This window comes from Pseudomonas sp. UBA7530, from assembly GCF_002479365.1.
Taxonomy (GTDB): Bacteria; Pseudomonadota; Gammaproteobacteria; order Pseudomonadales; family Pseudomonadaceae; genus Aquipseudomonas.
In genome coordinates this window covers 366,730-381,284 of the sequence record NZ_DLMS01000001.1, presented here as the reverse complement: position 1 = coordinate 381,284, position 14,555 = coordinate 366,730, and the positions used below count along the sequence as shown (strand labels likewise).

Sequence of the window (14,555 nt, the reverse complement as noted above, 5' to 3'; positions counted from 1 at the left end):
CTGCGTCACAGTGGCAAGCATCGACTTTTATGCCGTGCTTGTTATAGTTGCTCGGTTATTAATCACAAAATAGTTACTGCGCTGCCAAGCCGCGGCCAAGGATGCCTGCCATGTCCGACTACCAAGCCTTCCGCGTCGAGCTGGTGGGCAAGATCGCCCACGTACAGATCAACCGCCCGGACAAGATCAACGCGATGAATGCCGACTTCTGGCGCGAGATCATCGAGATCTTCCAGTGGGTCGATGACAACGATGCGGTGCGCGTGGTGGTGCTTTCCGGCGCGGGCAAACACTTCTCGTCGGGTATCGACCTGATGCTGCTGGCCTCGGTTGGCGCCCAGTTGGGCAAGGATGTCGGTCGCAATGCCACGGCGCTACGCCGCAAGATTCTCGAACTGCAAGCCTCGTTCAACGCGGTCGACAATTGCCGCAAGCCGGTGCTGGCGGCCATCCAGGGTTACTGCATCGGCGGCGCCATCGACCTGATCAGCGCCTGTGACATGCGTTATTGCACGGTCGATGCGCAGTTCTCGATCAAGGAAATCGACATGGGCATGGCCGCCGACGTCGGCACCCTGCAGCGCCTTCCGCGCATCATCGGCGACGGCATGATGCGTGAGCTGGCCTATACCGGGCGCAGCATCGACGGTCACGAGGCGGCCCGTATCGGCCTGGTCAACCGCACCTACGACGATCAGGAAGGCTTGCTCGCCGGTGTGATGGAACTGGCCGGGCAGATCGCTGCCAAGTCGCCGATTGCCGTGCGCGGTACCAAGGAAATGATTCGCTACATGCGCGACCACCGCGTCGACGATGGCCTGGAGTACATCGCCACCTGGAACGCCGCCATGCTGCAATCCGAAGACCTGCGCCTGGCCATGGCGGCGCACATGACCAAGCAGAAGCCGGAGTTCGTCGACTGATGCCGTATTCGCTGATGTTCGTTGCGAGGCCTAGAGCATGGTAAGTGGAGCTACATCGCTGAACCTGGTGCGCGACGAGCTGTTCGTCACCATGGAAGAGGCCGAGCAGAGCCTTGAACACTTCATCGCCGAGCGGCATAACGGCAGCCTGCTGCAACAGGCGGTGGAAAGCCTGCATCAGGTGCGCGGTACGCTCAACCTGATCGAACTGGCTGGCGCCGAGCTGCTGGCGCAGGAAGTGCTCGATCAGGCCACCGACATCCCCGCGGGTGCCGGTGAAGAGCGCGACGTACAGCTGGCCGCGCTGAGTAATGCGCTGCATGTGCTGCGCCGCTATCTGGAAAGCGTTGATGCCCATCGGCAGGAAATGCCCGAGCTGCTGCTGCCGGCGATCAATGATCTGCGTCAGGCTGGCGCGCAACAGCCGCTGCCGGAGAGTTTCTTCTTCAGCGTGCGCCTGGATCATGCACGGCCGCACAGCGCGACTCAGCCGCTCGACGGCGCCGCCAAGCTGGCCGAAGGCAAGCGCCTGCGGCATATGTATCAGGTCGGTTTGCTCGGCTTCATCCGCGAGCAGAATCCGCAGGCCAGTCTCAAGCTGATGGTGCGCGCCATGGCGCGTCTGGACAGCCTGTTCGCCAACGAGCCGCGCGGGCGCATGTGCTGGATCGGCGCGGCCGCCATCGAAGCGCAGTGCGACGGTCAACTGTTGCCACGCAAGGCGCGCAAGCAGCTGTTCTCGCGACTCGACCGCGAACTCAAGCTGATGCTCGGCAACTCCCAGTACGAGGCGCCGCGCAGCCTGCTCAAGGAATTGCTGTACCTGGTCGCGCTGGCCGACAGTCACGGGCCGCTGGCTACTGCCATGCGCGAGGTGTTCGGCCTCACGCCGCTGCCGTTTACCGACCACCTGCTGCAAGAGGAATACCAGCGCCTGGCGGGCCCCGGCCAGGCGGTGATGCGTTCGCTGTCCACGGCGATCCGCGAAGAGCTGGCCAGCGTCAAGGACATGCTCGATCTGCTCGAGCGCGGCACCTTGCAAGGCGAAACCCTGGGGACGCTGCATGCGTTGCTGGGCAAATTGGCCAAGACCCTCGGCATGGTCGGCCTGAGCTCCGCCGGTAACTCGCTCAACGCGCAACTGCCGCAGGTCGCCGCCTGGAGCGAAGACTCGCCGCCCGCACCTGAGCAGTTGCACAAGCTGGCCGATGCGGTGCTTTACGTCGAAGGCATGGTCGCCAGTCTGGAGCGTGGCGAAGGGCGCGAAAGCCGGCCAACTGCCGTTGAGCCCGGCAACGAGGCCGATTCCTTCGCCAGCCACCAGCTCAACGAAGCCCGTATCGTCGTGGTCGATGAAGCGCAGGCCGGCCTGGCCCTGGCCAAGCGCGCCATCACGGCTTATCTGGAGTCGGGCGGCGACAAGATGCACCTGTCCAATGTGCCGTTCAGCCTGCAGGCGGTACGCGGCGGCCTGTGGTTCCTCGAACAGCGCCGTGCAGCGATGCTGGTCGGCGCCTGCGCCGACTATATCCAGACGCGCATGCTCGAATCGGGGCAGATGCCTTCGGAGCAGATGCTGGAAACCCTGGCCGACGCGCTCAGCAGCCTGGAGTATTACCTGGAAGCGGGCGCGGTGATGCGTCCGGAAACCCGTCCCAGCGTGCTCGACCTGGCTGAAGACAGCGTCAAGGCGCTGGGCATGCCGGTGGCGGCCTGATGGTCTGGCGCAACGCCTTTCTCGACCCGGCCCAGCCCGGCGGCTGGGCAGTGCTCTACAGCCAGCAGCACTTTCTTGTCGACAGCAACGGCGTGCTGTTCCCGCGCGACTGGATCAAGCGCCAGGATCTGCCGATCATCGGTGAGCAGGGCATCGGCCATTTTGGCGAGGATGCCGTTTACCTTCTGCAGCTCAAGCCCTCTGCCACTCTGGAGGGCTGCACCTGGCAGAGCCTGCGCCAGTTCATGTTGCAGGGCGAGGCGGAAACCTTCCGCATGCTTACGTATGCCGCGCAGATCGGCACCTGGTACGCCGACCATCGTTTTTGTGGCAGCTGCGGGGCGCCGACTCGCCAGCTTCCCGGTGAGCGGGCGATGCGCTGCGACAGCTGCGAGTCGCAGCACTACCCGCGCTTGGCGCCGAGCATGATCGTGCTGGTCACCCGTGGCGACGAGATCCTCCTGGCGCGCTCGCCGCGCTTCGTGACCGGCGTGTACAGCACGCTGGCCGGCTTCGTCGAGCCGGGCGAGTCGGTGGAGCATTGCGTGGCGCGCGAGGTGCGCGAGGAAGTCGGCCTCGAGGTGAAGAACCTGCACTACATCGGCAGCCAGGGCTGGCCGTTCCCGCATTCGCTGATGCTCGGCTTCCACGCCGAATATGCCGGTGGCGATATCGTCATGCAGGAAGACGAAATCGAGGATGCGCGCTGGTTCCGTGTCGATGACCTGCCGCCGCTGCCGGCATCGCGCTCCATCGCCCGCCATCTGATCGATCTCTACGTCGCCAGGCGCCTGGGCCTGCCCGAGCCGACGCTGTCGGTGTAAAGAACCTTATGTAGGAGCGGCTTCAGCCGCGAATCTCACCGACCATTTCGCGGCTGAAGCCGCTCCTACAGGATCCTGGATAGTCCGCCGGATCAGCCAAACCAGTGCTGCCAGACCAGGCGTGCAGTCAGCGCCAGAACCACGGTGATGAACACCGGGCGAATGAACTTCGAGCCGCCCTTGATCGCCGTGCGCGCGCCGAGGAAGGCACCGACCATCAGCGCCGCTCCCATGCTCAGGCCCAGCACCCAGGCCACCTGGCCAAAGGCGATGAATACCGCCAGCGCCGCGGCGTTGCTGACGAAGTTCATGGTGCGCGCCACACCGCTGGCGCGCACCAGATCGAGCGGATACATCAGCAGGCTGCTGACCGTCCAGAACGCGCCGGTGCCAGGGCCAGCCACGCCATCGTAGAGTCCCAGGCCCAGCCCCTGCGGCCACTGCCGGCCGCGGGCGATCGGCAGATCGTGCTCGGCTGGCGCTTCCGGCATGCGGCCGAACAGCAGGTAGATGCCGCAAGCGAAGACGATCACCGGCAACATCTGGTTGAGCCAGGCAGCCGGCATCCAGTGGGCGATGACGGCGCCGAGCAGGGCGCCGATCAGGGTCGCCAGCAGTGCGTTGCGCCATTGCCTGGGGTCGAACAGCTTGCGCCGGTAGAAGGTCAGGGCAGCGGTGCCCGAGCCGAAGGTAGCACACAGCTTGTTGGTGCCCAGCACCAGGTGCGGCGGCAGGCCGGCGGTCAGCAGTGCGGGGATGGTCAGCAGACCGCCGCCACCGGCAATGGCGTCGATGAAGCCGGCGGCGAAGGCGACCAGGGCGAGAATGGCGAGTGTGCTGGGATCGATGGCGAGCTCGAGGGCGAAAGGCATATCAAAGTGTCGACTTGTGGGCGAGTGCGCAGCCTGCCGGCTGTTCGTCGTGGAGAGAGCTGCGCATAATGCCGGGATTTCGTCAGAGAAGGAACGCAATCAATGCAATACGACGGGTTGGCCTGGGCCGTGGCGCTGTTGGCCGTGTTGGCGCTGCTGGTGGCATTGCGCATTCTGCTCAATACGGGCTGGTTCCTCGGTTGGTTGCGTGGCACCTGTGGTCTGGCATTTCTCGCCCTGGCCGGGCTGGTCGGCCTGGTGGCCTACGACCTGTATGCGTATGAGCCGCTGCAGGTGGGCAAGCCATTGGTCACGCTGAGCTTCAAGGCCGATGGTCCGCAGCGTTATCAGGTGACGCTGCTCGAAGGTAGCCGTGAGCGTACGGTCACGCTCGAGGGCGACATGTGGCAACTCGATGGCCGCTTGATCCGCTGGAAAGGCCTGGCCGAACTGATAGGTCTCGAGCCGGGTTACCGTCTCGAGCGCCTGTCCGGGCGTTTTCTCGCCATCGAACAGCAGGCGCTGGCGCAACATGGCCGCGTGCAGTTGGCCGAAAGCCCCTATGGTGTCGACCTGTGGCGCTGGCTGCGCCTGAACCAGCGCGACCTGCTGCTGTTCGACCCGCAGGCGCTGCGCGTCACCTACCTGCCGATTGCCGCTGATGCGGTGTATAGCGTCAGCCTTACACCAACCGGGCTGCTGGCCGAACCGATGAATCCGGCGGCGGAAGCAGCGTTGAAGGACTGGTAGCGGCCAGCAGGCAGGTAGATGTGGGGTGGGCTTTAGCCCACAGAGTGATTGGTGGGCTGAAGCCCACCCTACAAAGCCGGTAGCGGCGGTGGGGCAGCAGGGCGGATGCCATTTTTATAGCCGGCCTTAGGGGTAAAAAGCTTCGCGGACGAGTCCGCTCCCACAGGCGATCAGCGTAAACGCGACTGGCACAGTTGCTCTTGTGGGAGCGGACCTGTCCGCGAAAACTGTCAGCGTTCACCTCTATCAAGCAAAAAAGCCGCGATCCTGCAACGCGGTCGCGGCCTTCTGTAGCTGACGGGCATTAACCGACTTAATACCTTGTCGCCTGTGTCATCCGGCCTCAGGAGAGGAAGCCGCCATCCACGTTCAGCGCCACGCCGGTGGTGTAGCTGGAGGCGTCGCTGGCCAGGTACAGCACGGTGCCGGCCATCTCGCTGGGGTCGGCCACGCGCTTGAGCGGGATGCGCTGCAGGGCGTGCTTGAGGATGGCGTCGTTCTTGGTCAGCGCCGAGGCGAACTTGGTGTCGGTCAGGCCTGGCAGCAGGGCGTTGCAGCGAATGCCGAACTGGGCGCATTCCTTGGCGAATACCTTGGTCATGCTGATCACCGCCGCTTTGGTCACCGAGTAGATACCCTGGAACTCGCCCGGCGAAATGCCATTGATCGAGGCGACGTTGATGATCGAGCCGCCGCCGTTTTCCTTCATCAGCTTGCCGCCTTCGATGGACATGAAGTAGTAGCCGCGGATGTTCACGTCAACGGTCTTCTGGAAGGCGCCCAGATCGGTGTCCAGCACGTTGCAGAACTGCGGGTTGGTAGCGGCGTTGTTGACCAGAATGTCCAGGCGGCCGAACTGCTCGCGAATCTGTGCGAAGACATTGGTGATCTGCTCCATCTCGCCGATGTGGCAGGCGATGGCGGTGGCCTTGCCGCCTTCGGCGGTAATGGCATCGGCCACGGCTTGGCAGCCGTCGATCTTGCGGCTGGAGACGATCACGTGCGCGCCTTGCTGGGCCAGCAGCTTGGCGATGGCCTCGCCGATGCCGCGGCTGGCGCCGGAGACGAAGGCGATCTTGCCATCGAGGTCGAACAGTTGGGTCTTGGACATTGTAATTACCCCGGGGTTAGAGAGTGGATTTGCCGATGACCTGCAGGCACATCTGCTCCAGCAGCTTGTTCATGTGAATGAACTGAGCGAAGCGCTTGTCCTGGGTCTGGCCGTGATAGAAGCGGTAATAGATCTGCTGGACGATACCGGCCAGGCGGAACAGGCCGTAGGTGTAGTAGAAGTCGAAGTTGTCGATCTTGATGCCGGCTTTCTCGGCGTAGTAGTCGACGAACTGCTGACGCGTGAGCATGCCCGGTGCGTTGCTCGGCTGGCGCCGCATCAGCTGTACCGGCGCCGGGTCGCTGGCCTCGATCCAGTAGGCCAGGGTGTTGCCCAGGTCCATCAGCGGATCGCCGATGGTGGTCATCTCCCAGTCGAGCACCCCGATGATCTGCATCGGGTTGTTCGGGTCGAGGATCACGTTGTCGAAGCGGTAGTCGTTGTGCACGATGCCCGGCTTGTGGTGGTCGGCCGGCATCTTGTCGTTCAGCCAGGCCCTGACCTGCTCCCAGGTCGGCGCATCCGGGGTCAGAGCCTTCTCGTAGCGGTCGCTCCAGCCTCTGATCTGGCGCTCGACATAGCCCTCGGGCTTGCCCAGATCGCCCAGGCCGCAGGCGTCGTAATCGACGTTGTGCAACTCCACCAGTTTATCGATGAAGCTCTTGCACAGCGCGGTAGTCTGCTCGGCGCTGAAGTTCAGCGCGGCCGGCATGTCCGAGCGCAGGATGATGCCCTTGACCCGTTCCATGACGTAGAACTCGGCACCAATCACCGACTCGTCGGTGCAATGCACGTAGGCCTTGGGGCAGTAGGGAAAACCGGCGTTGAGCTGATTGAGAATGCGGTATTCGCGGCCCATGTCATGAGCGGACTTGGCCTTGTGGCCGAACGGCGGGCGGCGCAGCACGAATTCCTGCTCGGGGTATTCGATCAGGTAGGTCAGGTTGGATGCGCCACCGGGAAACTGGCTGATCTTCGCTTCGCCGCTCAGGCCGGGAATGTTGGCCTTCAGGTAACTGTCGATGACGCTGGCGTCGAGCTCTTCGCCTGTGCGGATGCGGGTGGATTGGTCGGTGAGCGCCATACTTATCCCTTCTACTTATGATGGGTGCCCTAGATAATTGGTTAATCTAATGCTGCACCCAAGCCGTCACAAGCAATACGCGCCGATATAGGCGGGCGTGTTGCACCACAATCAAGCTGCCTGATCAGTCACTTTCAGCCTGCTGGAGCGGGGCTGTCAGCAATGCGCAGGGCAAAAAAAACCGGAGTGCCAGGACTCCGGTTTTTTGTTGATGCGATCAGCTAACCAATCAGACCGGGAACAGCTCGCCCAGCTTCATCGCCAGCATCATGTCGCCTTCGGCGCGCAGCTTGCCGGCCATGAAAGCCTGCATGCCGTCGGTTTCGCCGCTGACGATGCCTTTGAGGGTTTCGCTGTCCATGATCAGGGTCACGTTGGCGTTCGGGTTGTCGCCTTGCTCGAGGGCGCAAGTGCCGTCCTTGACGATCAGCGCGTAGTTCTCGCCATCTTCAATGTTGAACTGGAACACCAGATCCAGGCCTGCAGCGGCGCTGGCGTTGAACTTGGATTGCATGGTTTGGGCGATGTCAGCAACACTCATGGTCTTATCCTTTTTTCGGTTTTTTCGCGCAGCCTCGCGGCCGCATTGGGCTGGAGCTCATCGATAGGTGATGAGCTCCGGCGCCTTCAGCAGCTGTAAATGCACATGGCTGTTGAAGGAAGCCAGACTCACCTCGTGGCCGCGGAATTTCAGCTGGCTGAGCGAGGTATTGACGATTTGCCAATTCAGTTCGAAGGCCTTTGCCGAAGGCACGCCGGTGATCAGGCGGAGCAGGGCGGTGATGGTGCCGCCGGAAGTGAACACGGCGATATTCTGTTTGCTGCCTGCCTGCTCGAGGATGCGCCGCAGGCCGCCTTCGACCTGCTCGACATAGGCTTGCCAGCTTTGCAGGCCGGGCTTGTCATGTTCGCCGGATATCCAGCGATGGATCAGCTTGGCGAACAGACGCTGGAACTCGGCTCGGTTTTGCGCGCCATTGCGCAGGATGTGCAGCGCTTCGGGTTCTTCCGGCAGCATATCCGGCAGCAGGGTGCGGATCACCGCGTCGGCATCGAATTCGTTGAAGGCTTCGTCGATATCCAGTGCCGGCGGGCTGCTCATGCGTTGCAGCGCCGCGTCGGCCGTGTGCTGCTGGCGGCGCAGGCTGCCGCTGATGCAGCGATCGAAGGTGATGCCGAGGCGTTCGAGATGTTCGCCCAGCACTTCGGCTTGGCGCACGCCGACAGGAGACAGGACATCGTAGTCGTCTGCACCGAATGAGGCCTGGCCATGTCGAATCAGATAGATGCTGCCCACGTCCGTATCGATCCCGGCACGTTGAATGTTTCGCGAGGTTATGAGGAAGCTCGAGGGCTGTCAACGAAAAAACATACGCTTGTTTGAATCGCTCGTGTGGCCTTTCTGTAGCGCTGACGCGCTTGGCCGCCGAGGCGCTGCGCCGGTATGCTTGAGCCTTCGTGCGCCCAGGCGCTACTGCAATGTCCGAGGGGGATCCGTGGAGTTTCTTAGCGAGTACGCCAGCTTTCTGGCGAAAACCCTGACCCTGGTGGTCGCCATCGTCGTGGCGCTGGTGGCCATCGCCGCCACCCGTGGCCGAGGGCGGCGCGCAGGCGGCCAGCTGCAAGTGGACAAGCTCAATGATTTTTACAGGGACCTGCGCGAGCGCCTGGAACAGAGCGTGCTGCCCAAGGATCAGCTCAAGGCAACGCGCAAGGCGGAGGCCAAGGCCGCCAAGCAGGACAAAAAAGCACCGCCGAGTAAATCGCGCGTGTTCGTGCTGGATTTCGATGGCGACATCAAGGCTTCGGCTACCGACAACCTGCGCCATGAAGTGACTGCGCTGCTGTCCATGGCCAAGGCCGAAGATGAAGTGGTGCTACGCCTGGAAAGCGGTGGTGGCATGGTGCACAGCTATGGTCTGGCATCCTCTCAGCTGGTGCGCATCCGCGATGCCGGCATCCCATTGACTGTGTGCGTGGACAAGGTGGCCGCCAGCGGTGGTTACATGATGGCCTGCATCGGCCAGAAAATTCTCAGTGCGCCGTTCGCCATTCTCGGCTCCATCGGCGTGGTGGCGCAGCTGCCCAACGTGCATCGCCTGCTGAAGAAGCACGAAATCGATTTCGAGGTGCTGACAGCTGGTGAATACAAGCGCACCCTGACCGTGTTCGGCGAGAACACCGAAAAGGGCCGGGAGAAGTTTCAGGAAGACCTGGAAACCACGCACGAGCTGTTCAAGGGCTTCGTCGCGCGTTATCGCCCGCAGCTGGATATCGACGCCATCGCCACTGGCGAAGTCTGGCTGGGCATGGCCGCGCAGGAGCGGCTGCTGGTGGACGAGCTCAAGACCAGCGACCAGTACCTGGCCGAACGTGCCGCCGAAGCTGAACTGTTCCACCTGCACTTCGCTCAGAAAAAGAGCCTGCAGGAACGTGTCGGGCTGGCCGCGAGCATGGCGCTGGATCGCTTCGTGCTGACCTGGTTGAGCCGGCTCAACCAGCAGCGCTTCTGGTAACGCTTCGTTCAGGACGGGTTGCGTGGCCGACTCGCGCTGCGCAGCGAACCACGACAAGAGGAGAGGGTGATGACCGAGTTCAAGGCCTTGCTGGTCAGTGAAGGCACCGACGGCAGCTTCCAGCGTGAAGTCGTTCAGCGCAACGTCGAGCAACTGCCGCAAGGCGAACTGCTTATTCGCGTGCGCTATTCATCGCTGAACTACAAGGATGCGCTGTCCGCCAGTGGCAATCGCGGCGTGACCAAGGCGTATCCGCATACGCCCGGCATCGACGCAGCGGGTGTAGTCGAGGCTTCCAGCGTGGCCGAGTTCGCCGTTGGTGATGAGGTCATCGTCACCGGCTACGACCTGGGCATGAACACCGCAGGCGGCTTCGGCCAGTACATCCGCGTGCCGGCGGCCTGGGCGATCAAGCGCCCGCAAGGCCTGCCGCTGCGCGAGGCGATGATCCTCGGTACTGCCGGGCTGACCGCTGCACTGTGCGTGGACAAGCTGGAGCAGGCTGGCGTCACGCCCGAGGCCGGAACCGTATTGGTCACCGGCGCCACGGGCGGTGTCGGCAGCATTGCCGTGGTGCTGCTCAAGCAGTTGGGCTATCGCGTCGCCGCCGCGACCGGCAAGGCCGAACAGGCTGAGTTCCTGCGCGGCCTGGGTGCTGAGGAAATCATCAGTCGTGAAGAGCTGCAGCAGGGCAGCGAGCGGCCGATGCTCAAGGAGCGCTGGGCGGCTGCGGTGGATACGGTGGGCGGCGACATTCTGTTCAACGTGGTCAAGTCGCTGCGCCACAGCGGCAGCGTGGCCTGTTGCGGGTTGACCGCTGGCGTCGGCTTCCAGGCCAGCGTACTGCCGTTCATCCTGCGCGGGGTCAACCTGCTGGGCGTGGACTCGGTGGAACTGCCGCTGGTGGTCAAGGCATCGATGTGGGACAAGCTGTCGCTGCAGTGGAAACTCGATCTTTCCCCGCTGCGCCGGGAAGTCGGGTTAGCGGAGCTGCCCGAGGCCATCGAGCGCATATTGGCTGGCGGCATGGTCGGGCGCATCCTGGTGCGGCTCGATTGAGCACTGAGCGAGGCCCGTCGATGACGGGCCTCTGCATTTTCAGGCCTGGCTGACGTACATGGTGATTTCTGCGCGCAGTACCGGTTTGTCACCGACGTACGCCATCACCGGCACCTTGATGTCGCCGGTCTGACCCCAATCTACTTCGCTGCCGTCGGCCACCGTGCGGATATCGCCATCGGCCTTGGCCAGGTACTCGACCGTCATGCCCTTGGGAATCCAGCGGCACCCAGCAGGAATGGAGGCGTCGGTCATGCTGCCGGCGGCGAGCTCGGCGGCATTGCACAGCGCGATGGCATGTACCGTGCCGATATGATTCAGCACCTCACGGCGCTTGGCGAAATGCACCTCGGCATAGCCTGGGCGCAGTTCGACCATCTGCGGTGCGATGCTGGCGAAATAGGGGGCGACTTGACCGATCATCGCGCTGAACTGGGCAGCGCCGGCCTGCTGAAACATCTGCAACATCTGACTCATGACTCTCTCCTGCGTATTGGCGATTGAAGATGAGCGCGCGCCGAGGCAGTATACGAGCATTAGAAATTTATTCTAGAAAAATATTCTAGTCATGGAGAGCGACATGGCCCGTCCATCACGCAAAGACGAGATCCTGCAGGCTGCGCTGGCCTGTTTCACCGAGCATGGCGTTGACGCCACCACTATCGAGATGATTCGTGACCGTTCTGGCGCGAGCATCGGTAGCCTGTATCACCACTTCGGCAACAAGGAGCGGATCATCGCCGCACTCTATCTGGCCGGCACTGCGCAATACGCCGAGCTGCTACAGCGCGGTTTCGCCGACGCAGCCAGCGCCGAAGCCTGCGTCAAGCTGCTGGTGACCAGCTATATCGACTGGGTGGTGGCCAATCCGGATTGGGCGCGCTTTATCCTGCACAGTCGCAGCCGGGTCGAAGCTGGGGAAATGGGTGATGCCCTGCGCGAAGCCAATCGCCAACATTTTGCGCAGATTCTCTCGGCGCTCGCCGAGTACCGTCTGCAGGGGCTGTTCAAGGCGCTGCCGGATGACTGTTTCGCCTCGGTGGTGATTGGGCCTACCCAGGATCTGGCGCGCAATTGGCTAGCTGGCCGCACCCTGAGCGAGCTGGCAGACTGCCGCGAGCTGCTGGCGCAGATCGCCTGGGACAGCGTGAAAAGCAGCGGCTAGTCGAAGCGATAGATATCCATACCCAGCGCACCATAGGTGAAACCACTGTGCGCCACGGAAAAGGTGCCGCCAGCACCGCGGGCGAAAAACAGCGGCAGCAGGTGCTCTTCACTGGGGTGATTGCGTACGGCATTCGGTGCCAGGCGACGATACTGGTGCAAGGCCTGTTCATCGTTCGCTTCAAGCTTTTCCACCACCCAGTCGCGAAACTCCTTGGCCCAAGGCGTGATGACGTCTGGGCCGGCGCGCCAGTTCAGTTCGCCCAGGTTGTGAGTGATGCTGCCGGAGCCGATCAGCAGGATGCCTTGCTCACGCAGACTGGCCAGCGCCCGCCCGATACGGGTCTGCAGTTCAGGGCCCGCGTGGCTGGGCAGCGACAACTGCAGCACGGGAATGTCGGCGTGCGGATACATCAGCGACAGCGGCACCCAGGCGCCATGGTCGAACGGGCGCTGCGTATCGAGCTCGGCCGGCAGCCCGGCCTCGTTCAATTGCCGGGCGATATCGCCGGCCAGTTGCGGCGCTCCGGGCGCGGGGTACTGCAACGCATAGAGACGGGCCGGAAAGCCACCGAAGTCGTGCCAGGTTTGCGGTTGCTCGCCAGCGGTCAGCAGCAGGTGCTGGCTTTCCCAGTGCGCCGACACCACTAGAACGGCCTTGGGTCTCGACAGCTCGGCGGCCAGTTTGGCCAGGGCCGGGCCACTGGCGCCCGGCTCCAATGCCAGCATGGGCGAGCCGTGGGAAATGAACAGCGAGGGCAACATGGCGATCAGCTCCTGAATTAGGATGTTGCCATGTTCGTTGCTGGATCTATCGACTTCCAGCATAAATAGTTGAGCATTCCTATCGAATCAATGGAGGTTTGATCCATGCACGAAGCGTTCTGGCAGGATCGATGGGCGCGTAGCCAAATCGGTTTCCATCAAGAGAAGGTCAACGGCTATCTGCGTCGCCATTGGTCCACGCTTGGCTTGGCCAGCGATGCGGCAGTCCTAGTGCCGCTGTGTGGCAAGAGCCTGGACCTGGCCTGGCTCGCGGAGCAGGGCCACAGGGTGATTGGCGTCGAGCTGGCCGAGCGGGCGGTAGAGGATTTCTTCGCCGAGCGCGAGGTGCAGCCGCAGGTATCGCAGCGCGGTGCATTCAAGGTTTATCAGGCGGGCAAGCTGGAGGTTCTTTGCGGCGACTTCTTCGCCCTGAGCACCGATGACGTCGCCGATTGCCAGGCCTTCTACGATCGCGCCGCACTGATCGCCCTGCCGCCACAAATGCGCGAGCGCTATGTCGCCCACCTGCAGGCGATATTGCCGGCGCGCTGCCAGGGGCTGCTGGTGACTCTGGTGTATGACCAGCAGCGCATGGACGGCCCGCCATTTTCGGTCGAGGACGCCGAAGTGACGCAGCATTTCGCGGCCGGCTGGGCGCTGCGTATGGTCGAGGAAAAGGACGTGCTGGCGGGCAATCCGCGCTTCACCGACAGTGGCCTTGCCGCAGTGGATGAGCGAGTTTTCCATCTGACGCGCCGCTAGCGACGGCGCTAAGAAAGAAAAGGCGACCCGCAGGTCGCCTTTTTCGTTTGCTATCGATCAGCCGCGGCGACGCAGCGCCTCGATACGATCTTCCAGCGGCGGGTGGGTCATCAGCAGGCCGGCCAGGCCGTTCTTCAGGCCTCCGTTGATACCGAACGCGGTCAGGCTGTCGGGCATTTGCACCGGTACGCCCTGTTCGGCACGCAGGCGCTGCAGGGCGGCGATCATCGAGTTGGTGCCAGCCAGGCGAGCCCCGGCTTCATCGGCCTTGAATTCACGTTTACGCGAGAACCACATGACGATGATGCTGGCCAGAATGCCCAGTACCAATTCGGCGAAGATGGTCGCGATGAAGTAGCCGATGCCGTGGCCGTCTTCATTCTTGAAGATCGCCTTGTCGACGAAGTTGCCGAAAATGCGCGCGAAGAACATCACGAAGGTGTTCACCACGCCCTGAATCAGCGCCAGGGTGACCATGTCGCCGTTGGCTACGTGGCCGATCTCGTGGGCCAGCACCGCGCGCACTTCGTCGGGGGAGAAACGCTCCAGTAGGCCCTGGCTGACGGCGACCAGCGCATCGTTCTTGTTCCAGCCGGTGGCGAAGGCGTTGGACTCGTAGGCCGGGAAGATGCCGACTTCCGGCATCTTGATGCCGGCATCGCGCGACAGCTCTTCGACGGTCTGCAGCAGCCACTGTTCGTGGCGGGTGCGCGGCTGGGTGATGATCTGAGTGCCGGTGCTCATCTTCGCCATCCACTTGGAGATGAACAGCGACACAAGCGAGCCGGCGAAACCGAACACGGCGCAGAAGATCAGCAGGCTGCCATGGTTCTGGCCGGTGAAGCGATCAACCCCCAGCAACTTGAGGGTGATGCTGGCGATAACCAGCACTGCCAGGTTGGTGGCCAGGAACAACATAATGCGCATCATGTGTGAACGGACTCCTCACGGGGAAAGACTTTTACTAATGCCGGCTATATAAGGGCGCCCCCCAGGGGCTTTCAACTG

Annotated in this window: 16 protein-coding genes; 8 read left to right on the top strand and 8 right to left on the bottom strand. The window is 62.8% G+C overall.

The window, feature by feature from the left end:
• Positions 1-110: 110 nt before the first annotated feature.
• From B2U07_RS01825 to nudC, 3 genes are read left to right on the top strand one after another with little or no spacing between them, the layout of a single operon-like run.
• Positions 111-923 carry a crotonase/enoyl-CoA hydratase family protein gene (locus tag B2U07_RS01825; RefSeq protein ID WP_275544894.1) on the top strand — a complete coding sequence of 271 codons (813 nt, stop codon included), beginning with the start codon at positions 111-113 and terminating at the stop codon, positions 921-923.
• A gap of 37 nt (positions 924-960) precedes the next feature.
• Entirely contained in the window at positions 961-2,640 is a 1,680-nt protein-coding gene (locus B2U07_RS01820) for a ferrous iron transporter B (protein ID WP_275544895.1), read from the top strand.
• Positions 2,640-3,464 carry an NAD(+) diphosphatase gene (gene nudC / locus B2U07_RS01815; protein ID WP_296275594.1) on the top strand — a complete coding sequence of 275 codons (825 nt, stop codon included), beginning with the start codon at positions 2,640-2,642 and terminating at the stop codon, positions 3,462-3,464. Before B2U07_RS01820 ends, nudC begins: the two co-directional genes overlap by 1 nt.
• 92 nt (positions 3,465-3,556) lie before the next feature.
• On the opposite strand, the gene B2U07_RS01810 is transcribed toward nudC, so the two are convergent.
• Positions 3,557-4,336 carry a TSUP family transporter gene (locus B2U07_RS01810; protein WP_275544897.1) on the bottom strand — a complete coding sequence of 260 codons (780 nt, stop codon included), beginning with the start codon at positions 4,334-4,336 and terminating at the stop codon, positions 3,557-3,559.
• 102 nt (positions 4,337-4,438) lie between these two features.
• Here B2U07_RS01810 and B2U07_RS01805 point away from each other — a divergent pair, with 102 nt between their 5' ends.
• On the top strand, positions 4,439-5,086 hold the full coding sequence (locus B2U07_RS01805; protein WP_275544898.1) for a hypothetical protein: 648 nt from the start codon (positions 4,439-4,441) through the stop codon (positions 5,084-5,086).
• Positions 5,087-5,429: 343 nt separating this feature from the next.
• Here B2U07_RS01805 and B2U07_RS01800 read toward each other — a convergent pair whose 3' ends face one another.
• The 4 genes from B2U07_RS01800 to B2U07_RS01785 all read right to left on the bottom strand — a co-directional run bounded on the left by B2U07_RS01800 (position 5,430) and on the right by B2U07_RS01785 (position 8,578).
• On the bottom strand, positions 5,430-6,197 hold the full coding sequence (locus B2U07_RS01800; RefSeq protein WP_275544899.1) for an SDR family oxidoreductase: 768 nt from the start codon (positions 6,195-6,197) through the stop codon (positions 5,430-5,432).
• Between the two features lie 16 nt (positions 6,198-6,213).
• Positions 6,214-7,281: a phosphotransferase family protein gene (locus B2U07_RS01795; protein WP_275544900.1), complete on the bottom strand. Its 1,068-nt coding sequence runs from the start codon at positions 7,279-7,281 to the stop codon at positions 6,214-6,216.
• Between the two features lie 229 nt (positions 7,282-7,510).
• The gene (locus B2U07_RS01790; RefSeq protein WP_003459932.1) at positions 7,511-7,822 is read right to left on the bottom strand and encodes an SCP2 sterol-binding domain-containing protein; all 312 of its coding nucleotides are present in this window, start codon (positions 7,820-7,822) and stop codon (positions 7,511-7,513) included.
• A 57-nt stretch (positions 7,823-7,879) separates the two neighbouring features.
• Positions 7,880-8,578, bottom strand: a complete 699-nt coding sequence (locus B2U07_RS01785; RefSeq protein WP_275544901.1) for a histidine phosphatase family protein — start codon at positions 8,576-8,578, stop codon at positions 7,880-7,882.
• A gap of 199 nt (positions 8,579-8,777) precedes the next feature.
• Here B2U07_RS01785 and sohB point away from each other — a divergent pair, with 199 nt between their 5' ends.
• A complete protein-coding gene (sohB, locus tag B2U07_RS01780; protein WP_275544902.1) occupies positions 8,778-9,797 on the top strand; it encodes a protease SohB in 1,020 nt (339 codons plus the stop codon).
• Positions 9,798-9,866: 69 nt separating this feature from the next.
• Entirely contained in the window at positions 9,867-10,856 is a 990-nt protein-coding gene (locus B2U07_RS01775; RefSeq protein WP_275544903.1) for a YhdH/YhfP family quinone oxidoreductase, read from the top strand.
• Between the two features lie 39 nt (positions 10,857-10,895).
• Here the strand turns inward: B2U07_RS01775 and B2U07_RS01770 are convergent, their stop codons facing one another.
• On the bottom strand, positions 10,896-11,333 hold the full coding sequence (locus tag B2U07_RS01770; protein ID WP_275544904.1) for a hotdog fold domain-containing protein: 438 nt from the start codon (positions 11,331-11,333) through the stop codon (positions 10,896-10,898).
• 103 nt (positions 11,334-11,436) lie between these two features.
• Here B2U07_RS01770 and B2U07_RS01765 point away from each other — a divergent pair, with 103 nt between their 5' ends.
• Positions 11,437-12,021, top strand: a complete 585-nt coding sequence (locus B2U07_RS01765) for a TetR/AcrR family transcriptional regulator (RefSeq protein WP_275544905.1) — start codon at positions 11,437-11,439, stop codon at positions 12,019-12,021.
• Here the strand turns inward: B2U07_RS01765 and B2U07_RS01760 are convergent.
• The gene (locus B2U07_RS01760; RefSeq protein WP_275544906.1) at positions 12,018-12,785 is read right to left on the bottom strand and encodes a DODA-type extradiol aromatic ring-opening family dioxygenase; all 768 of its coding nucleotides are present in this window, start codon (positions 12,783-12,785) and stop codon (positions 12,018-12,020) included. The genes B2U07_RS01765 and B2U07_RS01760 overlap by 4 nt on opposite strands.
• A 105-nt stretch (positions 12,786-12,890) precedes the next feature.
• On the opposite strand from B2U07_RS01760, the gene B2U07_RS01755 reads away from it, so the two are divergent.
• Positions 12,891-13,547 (top strand): thiopurine S-methyltransferase, encoded by a 657-nt coding sequence (locus B2U07_RS01755; RefSeq protein WP_275544907.1) that lies wholly within the window; start codon positions 12,891-12,893, stop codon positions 13,545-13,547.
• 57 nt (positions 13,548-13,604) lie between these two features.
• On the opposite strand, the gene htpX is transcribed toward B2U07_RS01755, so the two are convergent.
• On the bottom strand, positions 13,605-14,477 hold the full coding sequence (gene htpX, locus B2U07_RS01750; protein WP_275544908.1) for a protease HtpX: 873 nt from the start codon (positions 14,475-14,477) through the stop codon (positions 13,605-13,607).
• Positions 14,478-14,555 lie beyond the last annotated feature (78 nt).

What these genes read in the sequence shown, in the direction of transcription:
- B2U07_RS01825 (WP_275544894.1), top strand. Translation starts at nt 111, where the DNA reads ATGTCCGACTACCAAGCCTTCCGCGTCGAGCTGGTGGGCAAGATCGCC.
- B2U07_RS01820 (WP_275544895.1), top strand. Translation starts at nt 961, where the DNA reads ATGGTAAGTGGAGCTACATCGCTGAACCTGGTGCGCGACGAGCTGTTC.
- nudC (WP_296275594.1), top strand. Translation starts at nt 2,640, where the DNA reads ATGGTCTGGCGCAACGCCTTTCTCGACCCGGCCCAGCCCGGCGGCTGG.
- B2U07_RS01810 (WP_275544897.1), bottom strand. Translation starts at nt 4,336, where the DNA reads ATGCCTTTCGCCCTCGAGCTCGCCATCGATCCCAGCACACTCGCCATT.
- B2U07_RS01805 (WP_275544898.1), top strand. Translation starts at nt 4,439, where the DNA reads ATGCAATACGACGGGTTGGCCTGGGCCGTGGCGCTGTTGGCCGTGTTG.
- B2U07_RS01800 (WP_275544899.1), bottom strand. Translation starts at nt 6,197, where the DNA reads ATGTCCAAGACCCAACTGTTCGACCTCGATGGCAAGATCGCCTTCGTC.
- B2U07_RS01795 (WP_275544900.1), bottom strand. Translation starts at nt 7,281, where the DNA reads ATGGCGCTCACCGACCAATCCACCCGCATCCGCACAGGCGAAGAGCTC.
- B2U07_RS01790 (WP_003459932.1), bottom strand. Translation starts at nt 7,822, where the DNA reads ATGAGTGTTGCTGACATCGCCCAAACCATGCAATCCAAGTTCAACGCC.
- B2U07_RS01775 (WP_275544903.1), top strand. Translation starts at nt 9,867, where the DNA reads ATGACCGAGTTCAAGGCCTTGCTGGTCAGTGAAGGCACCGACGGCAGC.
- B2U07_RS01770 (WP_275544904.1), bottom strand. Translation starts at nt 11,333, where the DNA reads ATGAGTCAGATGTTGCAGATGTTTCAGCAGGCCGGCGCTGCCCAGTTC.
- B2U07_RS01765 (WP_275544905.1), top strand. Translation starts at nt 11,437, where the DNA reads ATGGCCCGTCCATCACGCAAAGACGAGATCCTGCAGGCTGCGCTGGCC.
- B2U07_RS01760 (WP_275544906.1), bottom strand. Translation starts at nt 12,785, where the DNA reads ATGTTGCCCTCGCTGTTCATTTCCCACGGCTCGCCCATGCTGGCATTG.
- B2U07_RS01755 (WP_275544907.1), top strand. Translation starts at nt 12,891, where the DNA reads ATGCACGAAGCGTTCTGGCAGGATCGATGGGCGCGTAGCCAAATCGGT.
- htpX (WP_275544908.1), bottom strand. Translation starts at nt 14,477, where the DNA reads ATGATGCGCATTATGTTGTTCCTGGCCACCAACCTGGCAGTGCTGGTT.